The organism is Roseococcus suduntuyensis (assembly GCF_014196305.1).
Lineage (GTDB): Bacteria > Pseudomonadota > Alphaproteobacteria > Acetobacterales > Acetobacteraceae > Roseococcus > Roseococcus suduntuyensis.
The window spans coordinates 113,400-130,204 of record NZ_JACIDJ010000005.1 but is presented as its reverse complement, the minus strand read 5'-3'; the positions used below and the strand labels follow the sequence as shown (position 1 = coordinate 130,204).

The window sequence follows — 16,805 nt, the reverse complement described above, 5'->3', positions numbered from 1 at the left end:
GCGGCCGAAGCCGCCGCGCCTGATGGGGCACCGCCTGAGGGGGCACAGCCTGAGGCGGCACCGCCAGAGGCCGCACCGCCCGAGGCCACCCCCGCCGAGGTTGCAGCCGCGGAGCCGGCGATGGCCGAAGCCGCCCCGCTGCTGACCACCGCGGGCGAGCAGGCCGTGGCCGAGGAGGCCCCCGCCCCCGAGGAACCCGTCGCCCCGCGCACGACCTTCGCCGATATCGGCCTGTCGGAGGCCATCCTCCGCGCCGTCAGCGAATCCGGCTACATTCACCCCACGCCCATCCAGGAACAGGCCATCCCCATCGTCCTGATGGGCCGTGACGTGCTGGGCTGCGCCCAGACCGGCACCGGCAAGACGGCCAGCTTCACCCTGCCGATGATGGACATCCTTGCCGGCAGCCGCGCCAAGGCGCGCATGCCGCGCAGCCTGATCCTGGAGCCCACGCGCGAACTGGCGCTCCAGGTGGCCGAGCAATTCGTCAAATACGGCAAGTATCTGAACCTGAACCATGCGCTGCTCATCGGCGGCGAAAGCATGAACGACCAGCGCGACGTGCTCGACAAGGGCGTGGACGTGCTGATCGCCACACCGGGCCGCCTGCTGGACCTGTTCGACCGCGGCCGCATCCTGATGGCCGATTGCAAGCTGCTGGTCATTGATGAGGCCGACCGCATGCTGGACATGGGGTTCATCCCCGATGTCGAGCGCATCGTGCAGATCATCCCGCGCCTGCGGCAGACGCTGTTCTTCTCCGCGACCATGGCGCCCGAGATCCGGCGCCTCGCCGATGCCTTCCTGTCCAACCCCAAGGAGATCACGGTCAGCCGGCCCGCCACGGTCGCGACCACGATCACCACGGGCATCGTCTATGTGCAGCCGCGCGACAAGCGCGAGGCACTGCGCCGGCTGATCCGGCGCGAGCAGGTGCAGAACGCCCTGATCTTCTGCAATCGCAAGATCGAGGTGGACATCCTCTACAAGTCGCTGAAGCGGCACGGCTTCTCGGTCGGCGCCCTGCATGGCGACATGGACCAGTCGGCCCGCTTCGCCACGCTTTCCGCCTTCAAGGCCAACGAGATCCGCCTGCTGGTGTGCTCGGACGTGGCGGCGCGCGGGTTGGACATCGGCGGGCTGTCGCACGTCTTCAACTTCGACGTGCCCTTCCACTCCGAGGACTACGTCCACCGCATCGGCCGCACCGGACGCGCGGGGCGCGAGGGCCATGCCTACAGCATCGCCACCGCCGATGACGGCAAGCTCGTCACCGCCATCGAGAAGCTGACGGGCGCGCCCATCCCGCGCCTGGAGGTGGAGGGTCTCGACCCCGTCACCGATGAGGAACTGGCCGAGGCCGCGACGCGCAAGCGCGGCCGGCCGGGCTCCTCTTCCTCCTCCTCCCCGCGCTCCGACAGCCGTGGCGGCGACCGTGGCCGTGGGTCCCGCGACCGTGGCCCTCGGCGCGATTCCGCCCCCCGCCCCGCCCGCGAGGAAGCCCCTCGCGCCGAGCCCCCCCCGCGCGAGGAAGCCCCCCGTCCGCCCCGCCGCAGCGAAAGCGATCGTGGCCGGCGCGACGAAAGCTCCCGCCCGCCGCGCGATGAAGCGCCCCGGATGCGCGACGACCGGCCCCGCCGCGACGACCGCGGCGATCGTGGCCGCGACCGCGACGATATGGGCCCCGCCGTGCGTGGCTTCGGCGACAGCGTGCCGGCCTTCATGCTCATTCCCATCCCGCGCCCCAAGCGCGAGACGAATGAGCGCGACGCCGACGCCGCCGCCTGAGGCCCCCGGGCCGGCCGTTCAGCCGATCCTGGCGGCCACCGCCGCCAGCAGCGCACGCAGCCGCGTGACCACGGACTCCATGGTGCGCGGCACCGTCTCCGGCCCGCCCGGCCAGTTCAGCGCGAAGCCGAAGCTGGCCGCGATGTCGCGCACACGCATCTGCGCGCCCAACGCCAGGGCGTTCTCGTCATTCCAGACGATGCTGCCGCCCTTGCCATAGGCGGCCGTGTGCGGCGGCACCACCATCGGCAGGATGGTGGCCGTGGCCGAAATGCGCTGGAACTCCTTCAGGCTCTCCTCTCGCGCGAAGAGTCCGCCCGACAGCACGAAGCGATACCACGCGGCCAGCGCCTCGGGCGGGGCGATCATGCTTTCGTGTTCGTTCATCACCAGGCGCGGCGGCTGCGGCAAGGCACCCGCCATGGCGGCCTGCACGCCCGCCCAGCCCAGATCCTGGCCCGGCGCCGCGCCTGCGAGATAGGAGACCATGCGGCGCGTGGAGCCCGCCACCTGCACGCCGCGCAGCCCCGCGCGCGTGATCACGTCGCGCACCGCCGCCACGCCCACGCGCTTCATGGCCATGTCGGTCGCGGTGTTGTCGCTGTGGGCGATCATCGCCTCCAGCACGAAGCGCGCGGCCATGGTGCCGCGCAGCCCCTCCAGCACGCTGCTGCTGGGGGCGCGCACCTCATCTTCCACGGCCAGCGGCTCCTCGAGGCTCGCCTCGCCGCGCTCCACCGCCAGGAGGTAGGCCGCGAGGATGAAGCTCTTGGTCGCGCTGCCGACGAAGAGCGGCCGGGCCCCCTCATGCGCCAGGTGCCAGGCGCCGGTAGGGGCATCCACCGTCACCCGCACGCCGACCCGCCCGCCCAGCGGTGCCGCCAACCCGACCAGCGCCTCCATGGCCGCGCGCGATGCCGCATCCGTCTGCTGCGCCACGGCCGAAGCGGGGATGAGGGCGGGCGCGGCCAGCCAGGCCTGCCGGCGTGAAAGTTGCGGCATGGGGCGTTCCTCCTGCTTTGGCATCAGCTTGGCGGCAAAGCTTTCCCCGCGCCAAGCGCGGAATATGCCCGCCTGCGTCGCTTCACCCTGCACAAGCGCGGCCTGGCCGTGGTAAGCCCACGTCACCGCGCGGGCCATCCATCGCCCGGCCGCTGAAGGAAGAAGCCATGAACGTCGTCACCTCGCCCGGCAAGAGCAAGACCGCCCCCTTCACCTGGGAGGACGCTTTCCTGCTCGAAGAACAGCTGACGGAAGACGAGCGCATGATCCGCGATGCGGCGCGCGCCTTCTGCCAGGACCGCCTGATGCCCGGCGTGCTGATGGCCAACCGGCACGAGACCTTCGACCGCTCCATCATGAACGCCTTCGGCGAGCAGGGCTTCCTGGGCGCGACCCTGGAGGGCTATGGCTGCGCCGGCGTCTCCTACGTCGCCTATGGCCTGATGGCGCGTGAGGTCGAACGCGTGGACAGCGGCTATCGCTCCGCCTTCTCCGTGCAGTCCTCGCTCGTGATGTTCCCCATCCATGCCTATGGCAGCGAGGCGCAGAAGCAGAAGTTCCTGCCCAAGCTGCGCACCGGCGAATGGGTGGGCTGCTTCGGCCTGACCGAACCCGATGCGGGCTCCGACCCCAACTCCATGCGGACCCGTGCGAAGCGCGTGGATGGTGGCTGGCTGGTGTCCGGCTCCAAGACCTGGATCACGAACTCGCCCATCTCCGATGTCTGCCTGGTCTGGGCCAAGGATGACGAGGGCACGCTGGGCGGCTTCCTGCTGGAGCGCGGCATGAAGGGCCTGACCACGCCCAAGATCGAGGGCAAGTTCTCGCTGCGCCCCAGCATCACCGGCATGATCATGATGGACGAGGTCTTCGTCCCCGATGAGAACCGCCTGCCGGGTGCCCGTTCCTTCGCCGCGCCCTTCTCCTGCCTGAACCGCGCGCGCTACGGCATCGCCTGGGGCGTGCTGGGTGCCGCCGAATTCTGCATGCACGCCGCGCGCGACTACACGCTGAACCGCAAGATGTTCGGCCGCCCGCTGGCCCAGACCCAGCTGATCCAGAAGAAGCTGGCGGACATGGAGACCGAGATCACCCTCGGCCTGCAGGCCTGCCTGCGCGTCGGCCGCCTCTTCGACGAGGGCAAGGCCGCGCCGGAGATGATCTCCCTCATCAAGCGCAACAACTGCGGCAAGGCGCTCGACATCGCGCGCATGAGCCGCGACATGCACGGCGGCAACGGGATCGTGGACGAGTACCACGTCATCCGCCACGTCATGAACCTGGAGACGGTGAACACCTATGAGGGCACGCATGACGTGCATGCCCTCATCCTGGGGCGCGCCATCACCGGGCTGAACGCCTTCGGCTGATCCCCAACACGCCGCTGCGCGTCGTGCCGGGGGCCCCCCTCACCACCCCAACACGTCGCTGCGCGCCGTGCCGGGGGCCCCGGCTTGGCGCTTTGTCCTGGTAGCGGGGTTCCGCCTGGCGAGGCAAAGCCTCGCCAGGACACCGGGGGGCGGATGAGATCGCGGGCGTCCCTTGCGCCCGCCGCTTCGACCTGCCCTAAGGGCTGTTTCGCCCGGAGGGCGCCGTGACCGAGCTTTCCATCACCACCATGGGCGCCCAGGGCGACGGCATCGCGCCGCTGCCTGAGGGCGGCCATGCCTTCGTCCCGTACACCTTGCCCGGCGAGCGGGTGGAGGCCTATCTCGGCACGCCGCGCCAGGGTGCGGTGCCCGGCTCGGCCCTCTCCATCCTGTCCGCCAGCCCGGAGCGCGTTCCGGCACCCTGCGTGCATTTCGGCCGCTGCGGCAGCTGCGCCGTGCAACACTGGGCCGATGCACCCTATGCCGCCTGGAAGCGCGGGCGCCTGGTCGCCGCGCTGGAGTCCGCGGGCTTTGCGGCCCCCCTGGTGCATGACCTGGCGCGCACGCCCCCGGGCGCCCGCCGCCGCGCCGATCTGGGGCTGGAGCGGCTGGCCGATGGGCGCGTCACCATCGGCTTCCACACCCGCGGCAGCCACGAGCTGATCCCGCTGACCGAATGCCCGGTGCTGCAACCCGCCCTGGTGGCGCTGCTGCCACCTCTGGCGGAGACGCTGCGCAGCCTCTCCGCCCTGAAGCGGCTGGGGGCCGTGGTGGTGAACATGCTGGACAGCGGGCCGGACCTGCTGATGCGCACCGACGCGCCGCTGACCATGCCCGACCGGCAGCGCCTGGCCGCCTTCGCCGCCACCCACCGCATCCCGCGCATCGCCTGGTCCACCAAGGGCGCCAACGAGGTGGCGGCGCAGCACGAGCCGGTGCGGCACCACCTCTCGGGCCTGGCCATCACGCCCCCGGCCGGGGCCTTCCTTCAGGCCAGCCGCGAGGGCGAGGCCGCCATCATTGCCGCCGTCCTGGCCGGGCTGCCGGCCAAGCTGTCCAAGCGGGCGCGGCTGCTGGATCTCTACGCCGGCATCGGCACGCTCTCCCTGCCGCTGGCCGCGCATGGGGTGGTGCAGGCCTATGAGGGCGATGGCGCGGCGGTCACCGCACTCGCCGGCGCGCATCCGCGCGTGACAGCGACACGGCGCGACCTCGCCCGCCAGCCGCTGCTGCCGGCCGAGCTGAAATCCTACGCCGTGGTGGTGCTGGACCCGCCCTTCAACGGCGCGCCCGAGCAGGTGGCGCAGATCGCGCGCGGCACGGTGCCGCATGTGATCTATGTCTCCTGCAACCCGGCCGCCCTGGCGCGGGACGGCGCCACGCTGCGCGCGGCGGGCTTCGCGCTGCGGGAAGCGACGCCGGTGGACCAGTTCCTGTGGTCGCCGCATCTGGAAAGCGTTGCGGTGTTCGCGCGGTAGCTTGCCAGGGACCGCCCGCGGCGGGATGTTGCGCCCATGCCCCGTATCCTCACGCTCGCCGGCGCGCAGACCGGCCCCATCCAGCGCGCCGACAGCCGCCGTCACACGCTCGACCGCCTCATCGCCCTGCTGGAGGACGCCGCCCGCCAGGGCGCGCAAATGGTCGTCTTCCCGGAACTGGCGCTGACCACCTTCTTCCCGCGCTGGTTCATCCCGAACACGCAGGAGCTCGACACCTGGTTCGAGCGCGCCATGCCCAACCCCAACTGCCAGGCGCTGTTCGACCGCGCGCGGGAGCTGCGGGTGGGCTTCTACCTGGGTTACGCAGAGCTGACCGAGGACGGCCATCGCTTCAACACCGCCATCACCGTGGGCCCGGATGGCGAGATCCTGGGCAAGTACCGCAAGGTCCACCTGCCCGGCAGCGTGGAGCCCCGCGAGGGCAGCCGCTTCCAGCAACTGGAGAAGCGCTATTTCGAGTATGGCGACATGGGCTTCCCCGCCTTCCGCGGCCCCGCCGAATGGCACCGCCCCGTCATGGGCATGCTGATCTGCAATGACCGCCGCTGGCCGGAGGCCTGGCGCTGCTACGGCCTGCAGGGCGTGGAACTGATGGTGATGGGCTACAACTCCGCGGCCTATGACCCCAATGGCGGCAGCACCGAGAACGAGGACATCCGCACCTTCCACTCCACCCTGGCCGCGCAGTCCAACGCCTACATGAACGCGACCTGGGCGGTGAGCGTCGCCAAGGCCGGCAACGAGGATGGCTCGGGTCTCATCGGCGGGTCCGTCATCGTGAACCCGGACGGGGTGGTGGTGGCCCAGGCGAAGACGCTGGGCGACGAGGTGGTGGTGGCCGAATGCGACCTCGAGGCCTGCCTCCAGGGCAAGGAGAAGATGTTCAACTTCGCCGCCCATCGCCGCCCGGAGCACTACAAGCGCATCGTGGAGCAGGTTGGCGCCGAACCCCCGGCTTGATCCGCGCGAAACGGCCCTCGGCGCCGCCGGGGGTCAATCGCGCGCGACGCCGAACTCCAGGTCCCGGTGGACCCAGACACTGAGCAACAATCCGAAGCCCAGCATGGTGGTCAGCATGGCACTCCCGCCATGGCTGATCAGCGGCAGCGGCACGCCCCCCACGGGGATGCCGCCCGTCACCATGGCCACATTCACGAAGACATAAAGGAACCAGTTGGCGCCCAGTCCCAGCGCCAGCAGCCGGCCGAACTGGTGCTTGCAGCGCAGCGCCACCAGCACGCAGAAGGCCACCACCAGCAGCAGCAGGGCCAGCGTGACCAGCGCGCCAACCAGGCCGAATTCCTCGGCGATCATGGTGAAGATGAAGTCCGTTTCCTTCTCGGGCAGGAAGTTCAGGTGGCCCTGCGTGCCTTGGAGAAATCCTTTTCCCCAGATGCCGCCCGATCCCAGCGCGATCTTGGACTGGATGATGTTGTAGCCCGCCCCCAGCGGGTCGCTCTCCGGGTCGAGGAAGGTGGTGATGCGCGCCCGCTGGTAGTCGCGAAGGTTGGCGTAGAGGATGGGTGCCGCGGCCGCCATCAGCCCCAGCACGCCCGCGAATTTCCACCAGCGCACGCCCGCCGCCCAGAACATGACGCCGCCCAGCGCCAGCACGATCAATGACGTGCCGAGGTTGGGCTGCTTGAAGATCAGCCCCACCGGGACGAGCACAAGCAGCAGTGGCGGCAGCAGGAAGAAGGGGTTGCCCATGCGCTCCCAGCTCGCCCGGTGGAAATAGGCGGCCAGCATCAGCACCAGCATGATCTTCATCAGCTCGGAGGGCTGCAATTGCAGCGGGCCGATCGCGATCCAGCGCTGCGCCCCACCTCCCACCTGCCCATGCAGCGCCACCAGCACCAGCAGCCCCAGCGCCGCCGCATAGCCAAGCCAGGCCAGCCGCGCGAATAGCCGCACATCCACCAGCGCGAGGCACAGCACCATCACCAGGCAGAAGCCGAAGCGCAGCCCGTGGCGGTTGGCGTAGAGATCGGGGTCGCCCCCGCCCGCCGAATACAGCGCCACATACCCCACCCCCGCCACGGCGCAGAGCAGCAGGACGAACAGCCAGGGGATCCGCCACAGCTTCTGGAACACGCCCACGCCACGGTCGCGCGTGAGAAGCCGGCGCTCGAAGACCGCGCTCATGGCTCGCGCCTCTGCGCCACGCGGGGCGGGATGGGCTGGCGGAAGCGGTTGAAGGTCTCGACCAGGACATCGCGCGCCAAGGGGGCCGCGGTGCCGGAGCCGGAGGTGCCATGCTCCACCACCACGCTGACCGCATAGCGCGGGTTGTCATGCGGCGCGTAGCCGACGAAGAGCGCGTGCGGGCGCCATTCGCGCGGCACGTTCTGGACGTTGAAGCCGCGCTCCCGCTGCTCGCGCGTCACGCGGCGGACCTGGGTGGTGCCGGTCTTGCCCGACATCTGGCCAAAGCCCTGCATGTTGCGGGAGGCATAGGCGGTGCCGCCCTGCTCGTTCATCACAGACCACATGGCATCGCGCATCAGGCGCAGGTTGCGGTCCTGGATGCCGAGGCTGGGCCAATCCTCCGGCCGCCGTCCAGGGATGGGCCGGCCACCCACGGCGCGCGTCAGGTGCGGCTGGATGGCGCGCCCGGAGGCCAGCCGCGCGGTCATCACGGCCAGCGACAGCGGCGTGAGCTGATAGAAGCCCTGGCCGATACCGTGCACCACCGTGTCGCCCACCGACCAGGCGCGGCCGCGCGCCTCCTGCCAGGCGCGGCTGGGCATGAGGCCCGGGCGCGCGCCCGGCAGCTCGATGTCGAGGTCCACCCCCATGCCGAAGCGCCGGGCCATGGCCGTGATGCGGTCCATGCCGATGCGCCGCGCGATCTCGTAGTAATAGACGTCACAGGAGACCTTCAGCGAGGTCCGCAAATCCACGCCCCCGTGGCCATTGCGGTTCCAGCAATGGAAGCGCGTGTTGCCGAGGTCGAGATGGCCCGGGCAATGGATGCGCTCGCCCGGCGTCACCAGCCGCGCCTCCAGCGCCGCCAGGGCCACCATCATCTTGAAGGTGGAGCCGGGCGCGTAGAGCCCGTTCGTCGTCTTGTTGATGAGCGGCGTGGAGCGGCCCGAGGTCCATTGCCGCCACTGTGCGCCCGAGACGCCGGAGTTGAAGATGTTGGGGTCGAAGGAGGGCTGGCTCGCCATGGCCAGCACCTCGCCATTGGTGGCGTCCAGCACGACGACCGAGGTGCCCTCCTCGATCTTGCCGCGCACGGCCTTCTGGAGTTCCACATCAATGGTCAGCTCCACGTCGGAGCCGGGCACGCCCTCGCGCCGGTCCATCTCGCGGATGATGCGGCCGACGGCATTGACCTCAAGCTGCACGGCCCCCGCGCGGCCGCGCAGGGTGGTGTCGTGGAAACGCTCGACGCCCGCGCGGCCCACGCGGATGCCGGGCAGTTGCAGCAGCGGGTCGCCATCCAGGTCGGCCTCGCTGGGGGGGGCGACATAGCCCACCACATGGGCCAGGTGCTCGGCCTCGGGGTAGATACGGCTGGTGCCGACATCGATCACGATGCCGGGCAGGTCGGGCGCGTTCACCTCGATGCGCGCCATCTCCTCCCATTCCAGGAATTCGCGCACGGTGACGGGCACGAAGCGGCGGCGGCGGCGCACGTCGCGGGTGATGCGCGCGCGGTCGGCCTCGCTCAGCGGCACGATGCGGCTGAAGGTTTCCAGCGTGGCGGCGACATCGGTGGTGTGCTCGGCCACCAGAAGGGCACGCCAGTTCAGGCGGTTGCCCGCCACCACCTCGCCATTGCGGTCGAAGATGCGGCCGCGGGGCGGCGAGAGCAGCCGGGCGGAGCGTCGGTTCTCCTCGGCCAACGTGGCGAAGCGCTCGCCCTGGTCCACCTGCAGCGTGTGCAGCCGCCAGCCCAGGAAGCCGAAGGCGCCGAGCTGCACGCCCCCCAGCAGCAGGGCGCGGCGGGTGAAGACGGTGCGGCGCAGCTCCTCCTCGCGCTTCACGCCGCGCATGGAGAAATTGGCGATGCCGCCCTTCTCGCGCCGGCGCAGGATGCGGGGCCATTTCATCGCAGCGCGTCCTCCGCCCGCTGCATGGCCATGTGCATGCGCGACAGCACGAAGGCCAGCGCCGGGTAACCACCCGCCATGATGCCGAACAGCGCGAGCCCCGGCACGAAGGGCGGCCGCTGCCAGCCCAGCAACGCCTGGAACAGCCAGCCCAGCAGCATCGCGCCCGCCGCCACGGCGCAGAAGGCGAGCCAGCCCCAGAGGAAGGAGGCCCGCGCCAGCCATGTGCGCCCCCGCAACGCCACCCCATGCACCAGCAGCAGGATCAGCCCGCCGCTGCCCAACGGGGTGAAGCCCAGCAGGTCCTGCAACAGGCCCAGCGCGAAGACGATGGGCGGCGGCATGGCGCCGGGGCGGAACACCGTCCAGAAGAAGACGCTGGGCACCGCCACCGCCACCACCAGGCCCGGCACGCCCACCGGCACCGCCGCCATGACGAGCAGGAACACGGTGAAGGCCGCGGGAAACACCGCCCGCGCGCCGGAATCGAGCTGACGCATCAGCCCCATAGGTGGCGCGGGGCGCCCCTTCCTGGCCATGGGCCTCAGCGCCGACCGCGCGGCTCGGGCCGGGCCACCGCCTCGGGGGGGAGGATGCCGGCCAGGCCGAAGTCGAAGAGGCGCAGCACGTCCAGCCGTTCGAGCTGGGCGAAGAGTTCCACCTCCGCGGCCCCGCCCGCCGTGCGGCGGACCACGCCCACCGGCAGGCCGGCCGGGAAGGCGCCGGCCTCGGCCGAGGTCACCACCCGGTCGCCATCGCGGGGCTGCACGCCCTCGGGCCAATGCTGCAGGCGCGGACGGGCGGTGTTGCCGCCCACCATCATGGCGCGTGCGCGGGAGCCCTCGATGATGACCGGCACGCGGCTGTTGATGTCGGTGGCCAACAGCACCCGGGCCGATCGCGCGCCGACCTCCGTGACGCGCCCCACGAAGCCACGCTCGTCCAGCGCCACCTGGCCCTTGCGGATATCGTGCTGCGGGCCGGTGGCCAGCAGCACGGCGCGGGCATAGGTGCCGCCGCCATCGGCCACCACGCGGGCGGTGCGGAATTGCGGCGTGGGGTCCGGAATCCAGGAAAGCTGGCGGCGCAGCAGGGCGTTCTCGGCCTCCAGCGCCAGGGCCGCGGCCTGCCAGCGGCGCAGCCGGTCATTTTCCTCGGTGAGGCGGGCGTTCTCGCTGCGGAGATACCAGAGCGACTGGACCTCCTCGACGCCCTGGCGCACCGCCGTGACGGGCTCCTGCACGGCGGCCCAGATGGGGGTCAGCGCATCGGCCAGCACCATGCGGGCGCGCTCCACAAGCAGCGCGTCGGCGCGGCCCAGCAGCATGGTGCCGAAGGCGACGGCGATGAGAACCGGCAAGGAGAGCCGGGCCAGCGCCTGCCGCAAAGGGATGCTCAGACGGATCAAGTCCCCCCCGGGTTCCGCACATCACTCCACTTCAATACATCGAACTCAGCACCTGGCGAAGCCGCTTCAGCTCCTCCAGGGCGCGCCCCGTGCCCAGCGCGACGCAGGAGAGGGGCTCCTCTGCCACCACGACAGGCAGGCCTGTCGCATCGCGCAGCACTTCGTCCAGACGGTAGAGCAGCGCGCCGCCCCCGGTCAGGACGATGCCCTTGTCCACGATGTCGGCGGCGAGTTCGGGCGGCGTGTTCTCCAGCGCCACCTTCACCGCGTCCACGATCTGCGTCACCGGCTCGTTCAGCGCCAAGGCGATTTCGCGCTGGGTCACGACCACCTCGCGCGGGACGCCGTTCATCAGGTCGCGGCCCTTCACCTCGGTCATGGGGCCGTCCTCACCGTCCAGCGGGGGGGCGGCGGCGCCGATCTCCATCTTGATCCGCTCGGCCGAGCTTTCGCCCACCAGCAGGTTGAAGGTGCGGCGGATGTAGCTGATGACCGCCTCGTCCATCTTGTCGCCGCCCACGCGAACGCTGCGGGCATAGACGATGCCGCCCAGCGAGATGACCGCCACCTCCGTCGTGCCGCCGCCGATGTCCACGACCATGGAGCCCGAGGGCTCCGTCACCGGCAGGCCGGCGCCGATGGCGGCCGCCATGGGCTCCTCGATCAGCAGCACCTTGCGGGCGCCGGCGCTCTCGGCGCTTTCCTGGATGGCCCGGCGCTCCACCGCCGTGCTGCCGGAAGGCACGCAGACGATGATCATGGGCGAGGTGAAGCTGCGCCGGTTGTGCACCTTGCGGATGAAGTGCTTGATCATCTCCTCCGCCACCTCGAAATCGGCGATGACGCCGTCGCGCAAGGGGCGGATGGCCGCGATGTTGCCCGGGGTGCGGCCCAGCATCTGCTTGGCTTCCTCGCCCACCGCCAGCACCTGCTTGCGGCCGCGATGGTCGGAGATCGCCACCACCGAGGGTTCATTCAGCACGATGCCCCGCCCCTTCACATAGACCAGCGTATTGGCCGTGCCGAGGTCGATGGCCATGTCGGCGGAGAGGAAGCCGAACAGGCGTGCAAACATGGGGTGCGACCTTCCTGGGGGAAACCGGGGGGAGGCGCGATGCCTAGCGGCTTGGCCCCGGCAGGGCAAGACGGCCCCACGGGCAGGGTGCGCCTGCACCGTCAAGGCCGCGCCCGCAATCTCATCCGCCCCCCGGTGCCCTTGCGAGGCTTTGCCTCGCAAGGCGGAGCCAAGCTGGCAGGACGGGCGCCAAGCCGGGGCCCCCGGCACGACGCGAAGCGGCGTGCTGGGGAGTGTCGAGGCCCCCACGAAAGCGCCAAGGGCGATTTCGTGGGGCGCGCGCTATGCGCGCAACACTGCCGGCGGCTCCGTCCGCTCGCGCTTCACCAGCAGCTTGTTCAGCGCATGCACATAGGCGCGGGCGGAGGCCACGATGGTGCAGGTGTCCGCCCCCTGCCCGTCCACCAGCTTGCCCTTCTCCTCGAAGCGCACGGTGACGCGCGCCTGGGCGTCGGTGCCGCCGGTGACCGACTGCACGGCGTAGAGCTTCAGGTTGACCTCGTGCGGGTAGGCCTGGCGCAGCGCGTTGAAGGTGGCATCCACCGCGCCATCGCCGATGGCCATGCCATCCCGCCGCTCGCCATCCACCTCCAGAGTGATGGTGGCCATGGGCTTGGTGCCCATGCCGGTGGAGACGTTCAGCCCGGTCAGGCGGATGGTCTCGTTGGTGCGGCCCACCTCGTCATCCACCAGGGCGGCGATGTCCTCGTCGTAGACGACCTTCTTGCGGTCCGCCAAGTCCTTGAAGCGCTTGAAGGCGTCGTTCAGCTGGTTGTCGCCGATCTCATAGCCCAGGCTCTTCAGCCGGTCGCGGAAGGCGGCGCGGCCGGAATGCTTGCCGAGCACCAGGGAATTGGTGGTCCAGCCCACGGATTCGGGCGTCATGATCTCGTAGGTCGAGGCATCCTTCAGAACGCCATCCTGGTGGATGCCGCTCTCATGCGCGAAGGCGTTGCGGCCCACGATGGCCTTGTTGGGCTGCACGTCGAAGCCCGTGGTGGCCGCCAGCAGCTTGGACACCTTCAGCAGCTTGGTGGTGACGATGCTGTTGGTGGTGGGAATGGCGTCGTGGCGCGTCCGCAGCGCCATCACGGCCTCCTCCAGGGACGCATTGCCCGCCCGCTCGCCGATGCCGTTGATGGTGCATTCCACCTGCCGCGCGCCCGCGCGGATGGCGGCCAGGGTGTTGGCGACCGCCAGCCCCAGGTCATTGTGGTTGTGGGTGGAGAAGATGACCCCATCCGCGCCCGGCACCCGTTCGCGCAGCATGTTGAAGATGAAGGCCATGTCTTCCGGCACGGCGTAGCCCACCGTGTCGGGGATGTTGATGGTGGTCGCACCCGCCTTGATGGCGGCCTCCACGCAGCGGCACAGGAATTCATGCTCGGTGCGGGTGCCGTCCTCGGCGGACCATTCCACGTCATCCGTGTGCTGGCGGGCCAGGGACACGCTGGCCGTCACCAGTTCCAGCACCGCCTCGGGCTCCATCCGCAGCTTCACCCGCATATGCAGCGGCGAGGTGGAGACGAAGGTGTGGATGCGGCGGCGGGCGGCGGGCTTGATGGCCTCGGCCGCGCGCAGGATGTCGGCCGAGGAGGTGCGGGCCAGGCCGCAGACCACCGGTCCCTCCTTGGCGAAGCGCTTGGCGATGGCCTCCACGCTCTCGAAATCGCCCATGGAGGCGATGGGGAAGCCCGCCTCCATCACATCCACGCCGAGATCGGCCAGGGCCTCGGCCATACGCAGCTTCTCATCCAGGTTCATGGAAAAGCCGGGCGATTGCTCGCCATCGCGCAGGGTCGTGTCGAAGATGATGATGCGGTCTTCGGCCAGGGTGCCGAAGGAGGGGTGGTTGATGGCCATGTGACGTCTCGCTTCGTTTCGTTCCGACATGCGGCATCTTCGCCGCCGGGGCTACCCCCTGAGCGACACCGGCGCGCAGCCGGGCATCACGCTCAGGGGCGCGTAAGTCGAAGGAGAAGGAGCGAAAGGGCGCGCAATGAAGGGCCGACCTGAGGCCGACTGGTGGAGTTCGCGAAGGGCGTCGCAGCGCGCATGTATAAAGGCTAGCCCGGGCGGGCGCAGGAAATCAAGCGCTCCGCGCCGTCCTGCTTCCGCCCCCGCGACGCGCAGGATAGCCTTCCGGAAAATCCGGATAAAACACAGGCGTCGCACTTTTCTCGCGCTTGCCGCGCTGCTGCTGGCCGTGCCCGCGGCCGCGCAGGACTGGAACCCCGAACGGCCGGTGCGCATTATCATGCCTTTCCCGCCCGGGGGCGCCAATGCCAATATCGGCATGGACTTGGCGGCGCGCGCGGCGCCCGATGGCTATACCCTCGGCGCCTGCACGATCGGCAATTGCGCCATCAACGCCAGCATCTATGCCCGCATGCCCTATGACATCTCGTGCGACCTTGTGCCGGTCTTCTGGTCGGGCAGCGTGATGAACGTGCTAGTTGTGCGGCCCGACCACCCGGCGCAGGATTTTCCCCAGTTCCTGGCCTGGGCGCGGCACCAGGGCACGGCGGTGAACTTCTCCTCCTCCGGCTTCGGCAGCTCCAACCACCTGTTGCCGGAGCTGCTGAACTTCCGCCTCGGCCTGCAGCTGACCCATGTTCCCTTCCGCGGCGGCGCGCCAGGGATGCAGGCGGTGATGCAGGGCGCCACCCAGATGAAATTCGAGAATGTCCCCACCCTCATCGGCACGATCCGCGGCGGACAGCTGCGCCCCCTGGTGATCAACGGGCGCGAGCGCGACCCGCAGCTGCCCGACGTGCCCACGCTGGCGGAAGTCGGCGTGGCGGATGCGGTGGCCGAGCCCTGATTCGGCTATATGGCCCCGCGCGGCACGCCCGCGCATATCGTGGCGCGGCTGAACGCCTTGCTGAACGAGGCCAATGCCGACCCCGCCGTGCAGGAGCGGCTGCGCACCCTGGGCGCCCGCCCCGAGGGCGGCCCGCCCGAACGCCTCGCCGCCCATGTGCAGAGTGAGGTCGCCCGCTGGCGCACGGTGGTCGAGGCGAACCGGATCGAGCGCATCTCCGACTGAGGCGCCCGCCTCAGCCCGGCGGGTGCGTGGCCCACCAGTGGCGCGCGATGTCCTCGCGGCGCGCCACCCAGACATCGCCGCAGGCCACGACATGATCGAGGAAGCGGGCCAGCGCGGCCGCGCGGCCTGGCCGCCCCACCAGGCGGCAATGCAGCCCCACGCTCATCATCCGCCCGCCCTCGGCGCGCAGCATGTCGCAGGCATCGCGCAGGTGGCGCTCGAACCCGTCCGGGTCGCCGAAGCCCGGCGGCACGGCGAACTTCATGTCGTTGTTGTCGAGCGTGTAGGGCATGACGAGATGCGGCTTGTCCGCCACCTGCACATAATGCGGCAGGTCGTCGTCATAGGCGTCGCTGTCGTAGAGGAAGCCGCCATGCTCGGCCACGAGGCGGCGCGTGTTGGGGGACATGCGGCCCGTGTACCAGCCCACGGGGCGGCGGCCGGTCAGGCGCTCGATCGTCTCGACGCAGCGGGCGATGTCGGCGCGCTCCTCGGCCTCCGGCATGCCGTGATAGTCGATCCAGCGATAGGCGTGGCTTGCCACCTCATGGCCCTGCTCGGCGAAGGCGCGGGCGGCCGTCGGGTTGAGTTCCAGGGCGCGGCCCACGCCATAGACCGTCAACTTCAGGCCGCGCGCCGCGAAAAGCCGCAGGATGCGCCAGACGCCGGCGCGCGCCCCATAGTCGAACTGGCTCTCCACGCCGCGGTTGCGGGCGCCCAGCGTGGGGGCGCCGCCGGGCACCTCATGCAGATAGGCCTCGCTGCCCGCATCGCCGTTCAGCACGGTGTTCTCGCCGCCCTCCTCGTAATTCAGCACGAAGGAGAGGGCGAGGCGGGCACCTCCTGGCCATTTCGGGTCGGGCGGGTTGGGGCCATAGCCCAGGAAGTCGCGCGGGGAGCCGGTGCCGTCGTCGAGGATCTGCGTCATGCCCACAAGGATTTCCGGCCGGACTGGGCGCGGTCAAGCGGAATGGGTGCCGTGACAGCGCGGCGCGATGCCGGCAAGACTGCGCGCCACCCTGTCCAGGAGAGATTCGATGGCCCATCTGAGGTTCGCCGGCACCGCCGCCCTGCTAGGCCTGCTGGCCGCCTGCGCCGAGCCGTCCAGCAACACGCGCTTCCCGGCACCCACCCTGTCGGGCCAGGCCGCGCCCACCGCGGCGGCCCCCACCGCGGCTAGCCCGGCCCCGGCGCCCGCCGCCACGCCCGCCCCCAACGCGCCACATGGCAGCGAGCGCGCCTTCGTGGTGTTCTTCGAGGAATGGTCCGCGGCGCTCTCGGAACCCGCCCAGGCGGGGCTGAACCGCGTGGCCCAGATGGCGCTGGCCGAACCGGGCGTGGGCGTGCTGGTGCTGGGCTATACCGGCCCGCGCGGCAGCGAGGAAGCCAATGCCCTGCTGGCCCGGCTGCGCGCCCGCCAGGTGGCGGATGCGCTGATCGAGAAGGGAATCGCGGCCTCGCGTATTCGCATCCTCTCGCGCGGGCCCATTCCGGGCTTCGAGAGCCTGGAAAGCCGGCGCGTGGAGGTGCGGATCGACGACGGGCGACGGTAA

15 protein-coding genes are annotated in these 16,805 nt (G+C 70.4%); 7 read left to right on the top strand and 8 right to left on the bottom strand.

Annotated elements, in window-relative coordinates:
- The first annotated feature begins 120 nt into the window (after positions 1 to 120).
- Positions 121 to 1,788 carry a DEAD/DEAH box helicase gene (locus tag GGQ83_RS14380; protein ID WP_242535123.1) on the top strand — a complete coding sequence of 556 codons (1,668 nt, stop codon included), beginning with the start codon at positions 121 to 123 and terminating at the stop codon, positions 1,786 to 1,788.
- 18 nt (positions 1,789 to 1,806) lie between these two features.
- On the opposite strand, the gene GGQ83_RS14375 is transcribed toward GGQ83_RS14380, so the two are convergent.
- Positions 1,807 to 2,790 (bottom strand): serine hydrolase, encoded by a 984-nt coding sequence (locus GGQ83_RS14375; RefSeq protein ID WP_184385198.1) that lies wholly within the window; start codon positions 2,788 to 2,790, stop codon positions 1,807 to 1,809.
- Positions 2,791 to 2,957: 167 nt separating this feature from the next.
- Between GGQ83_RS14375 and GGQ83_RS14370 the strand changes: the two genes are divergently transcribed.
- From GGQ83_RS14370 to GGQ83_RS14360, 3 genes are all read left to right on the top strand, one after another.
- A complete protein-coding gene (locus tag GGQ83_RS14370; protein WP_184385196.1) occupies positions 2,958 to 4,160 on the top strand; it encodes an acyl-CoA dehydrogenase in 1,203 nt (400 codons plus the stop codon).
- 224 nt (positions 4,161 to 4,384) lie between these two features.
- Positions 4,385 to 5,638, top strand: a complete 1,254-nt coding sequence (locus tag GGQ83_RS14365; protein ID WP_311728261.1) for a class I SAM-dependent RNA methyltransferase — start codon at positions 4,385 to 4,387, stop codon at positions 5,636 to 5,638.
- Between the two features lie 36 nt (positions 5,639 to 5,674).
- The gene (locus GGQ83_RS14360) at positions 5,675 to 6,619 is read left to right on the top strand and encodes an N-carbamoyl-D-amino-acid hydrolase (RefSeq protein WP_184385194.1); all 945 of its coding nucleotides are present in this window, start codon (positions 5,675 to 5,677) and stop codon (positions 6,617 to 6,619) included.
- Positions 6,620 to 6,652: 33 nt separating this feature from the next.
- Here the strand turns inward: GGQ83_RS14360 and rodA are convergent, their stop codons facing one another.
- From rodA to GGQ83_RS14330, 6 genes are all read right to left on the bottom strand, one after another.
- On the bottom strand, positions 6,653 to 7,804 hold the full coding sequence (gene rodA / locus GGQ83_RS14355) for a rod shape-determining protein RodA (RefSeq protein ID WP_184385191.1): 1,152 nt from the start codon (positions 7,802 to 7,804) through the stop codon (positions 6,653 to 6,655).
- On the bottom strand, positions 7,801 to 9,720 hold the full coding sequence (gene mrdA, locus GGQ83_RS14350) for a penicillin-binding protein 2 (RefSeq protein WP_242535111.1): 1,920 nt from the start codon (positions 9,718 to 9,720) through the stop codon (positions 7,801 to 7,803). The genes rodA and mrdA overlap by 4 nt, the downstream gene beginning before the upstream one ends.
- A complete protein-coding gene (locus tag GGQ83_RS14345) occupies positions 9,717 to 10,220 on the bottom strand; it encodes a rod shape-determining protein MreD (protein WP_242535110.1) in 504 nt (167 codons plus the stop codon). The genes mrdA and GGQ83_RS14345 overlap by 4 nt, the downstream gene beginning before the upstream one ends.
- A gap of 44 nt (positions 10,221 to 10,264) precedes the next feature.
- Positions 10,265 to 11,128 (bottom strand): rod shape-determining protein MreC, encoded by an 864-nt coding sequence (gene mreC, locus GGQ83_RS14340; RefSeq protein WP_184385187.1) that lies wholly within the window; start codon positions 11,126 to 11,128, stop codon positions 10,265 to 10,267.
- A gap of 31 nt (positions 11,129 to 11,159) precedes the next feature.
- On the bottom strand, positions 11,160 to 12,203 hold the full coding sequence (locus GGQ83_RS14335) for a rod shape-determining protein (RefSeq protein WP_184385185.1): 1,044 nt from the start codon (positions 12,201 to 12,203) through the stop codon (positions 11,160 to 11,162).
- Between the two features lie 282 nt (positions 12,204 to 12,485).
- On the bottom strand, positions 12,486 to 14,066 hold the full coding sequence (locus tag GGQ83_RS14330; RefSeq protein ID WP_184385183.1) for a 2-isopropylmalate synthase: 1,581 nt from the start codon (positions 14,064 to 14,066) through the stop codon (positions 12,486 to 12,488).
- 394 nt (positions 14,067 to 14,460) lie between these two features.
- Between GGQ83_RS14330 and GGQ83_RS20425 the strand changes: the two genes are divergently transcribed.
- Positions 14,461 to 15,027, top strand: a complete 567-nt coding sequence (locus GGQ83_RS20425) for a Bug family tripartite tricarboxylate transporter substrate binding protein (protein WP_184385181.1) — start codon at positions 14,461 to 14,463, stop codon at positions 15,025 to 15,027.
- 9 nt (positions 15,028 to 15,036) lie between these two features.
- Positions 15,037 to 15,252: a tripartite tricarboxylate transporter substrate-binding protein gene (locus tag GGQ83_RS20420; protein WP_184385179.1), complete on the top strand. Its 216-nt coding sequence runs from the start codon at positions 15,037 to 15,039 to the stop codon at positions 15,250 to 15,252.
- Between the two features lie 10 nt (positions 15,253 to 15,262).
- Here the strand turns inward: GGQ83_RS20420 and puuE are convergent, their stop codons facing one another.
- Positions 15,263 to 16,180 carry an allantoinase PuuE gene (gene puuE, locus GGQ83_RS14315; RefSeq protein WP_184385177.1) on the bottom strand — a complete coding sequence of 306 codons (918 nt, stop codon included), beginning with the start codon at positions 16,178 to 16,180 and terminating at the stop codon, positions 15,263 to 15,265.
- A 109-nt stretch (positions 16,181 to 16,289) separates the two neighbouring features.
- On the opposite strand from puuE, the gene GGQ83_RS14310 reads away from it, so the two are divergent.
- Complete coding sequence (locus GGQ83_RS14310) at positions 16,290 to 16,805, top strand: OmpA family protein (RefSeq protein WP_184385175.1); 516 nt, start codon at positions 16,290 to 16,292, stop codon at positions 16,803 to 16,805.

Coding starts and splice junctions, on each gene's coding strand:
- GGQ83_RS14335 (WP_184385185.1), bottom strand. CDS start 12,203: ATGTTTGCACGCCTGTTCGGCTTCCTCTCCGCCGACATGGCCATCGAC.
- GGQ83_RS20425 (WP_184385181.1), top strand. CDS start 14,461: ATGCCTTTCCCGCCCGGGGGCGCCAATGCCAATATCGGCATGGACTTG.
- GGQ83_RS14375 (WP_184385198.1), bottom strand. CDS start 2,790: ATGCCGCAACTTTCACGCCGGCAGGCCTGGCTGGCCGCGCCCGCCCTC.
- GGQ83_RS14330 (WP_184385183.1), bottom strand. CDS start 14,066: ATGGCCATCAACCACCCCTCCTTCGGCACCCTGGCCGAAGACCGCATC.
- puuE (WP_184385177.1), bottom strand. CDS start 16,180: ATGACGCAGATCCTCGACGACGGCACCGGCTCCCCGCGCGACTTCCTG.
- GGQ83_RS14370 (WP_184385196.1), top strand. CDS start 2,958: ATGAACGTCGTCACCTCGCCCGGCAAGAGCAAGACCGCCCCCTTCACC.
- GGQ83_RS14360 (WP_184385194.1), top strand. CDS start 5,675: ATGCCCCGTATCCTCACGCTCGCCGGCGCGCAGACCGGCCCCATCCAG.
- GGQ83_RS14345 (WP_242535110.1), bottom strand. CDS start 10,220: ATGCGTCAGCTCGATTCCGGCGCGCGGGCGGTGTTTCCCGCGGCCTTC.
- mrdA (WP_242535111.1), bottom strand. CDS start 9,720: ATGAAATGGCCCCGCATCCTGCGCCGGCGCGAGAAGGGCGGCATCGCC.
- GGQ83_RS14310 (WP_184385175.1), top strand. CDS start 16,290: ATGGCCCATCTGAGGTTCGCCGGCACCGCCGCCCTGCTAGGCCTGCTG.
- GGQ83_RS14380 (WP_242535123.1), top strand. CDS start 121: ATGGCCGAAGCCGCCCCGCTGCTGACCACCGCGGGCGAGCAGGCCGTG.
- rodA (WP_184385191.1), bottom strand. CDS start 7,804: ATGAGCGCGGTCTTCGAGCGCCGGCTTCTCACGCGCGACCGTGGCGTG.
- GGQ83_RS20420 (WP_184385179.1), top strand. CDS start 15,037: ATGGCCCCGCGCGGCACGCCCGCGCATATCGTGGCGCGGCTGAACGCC.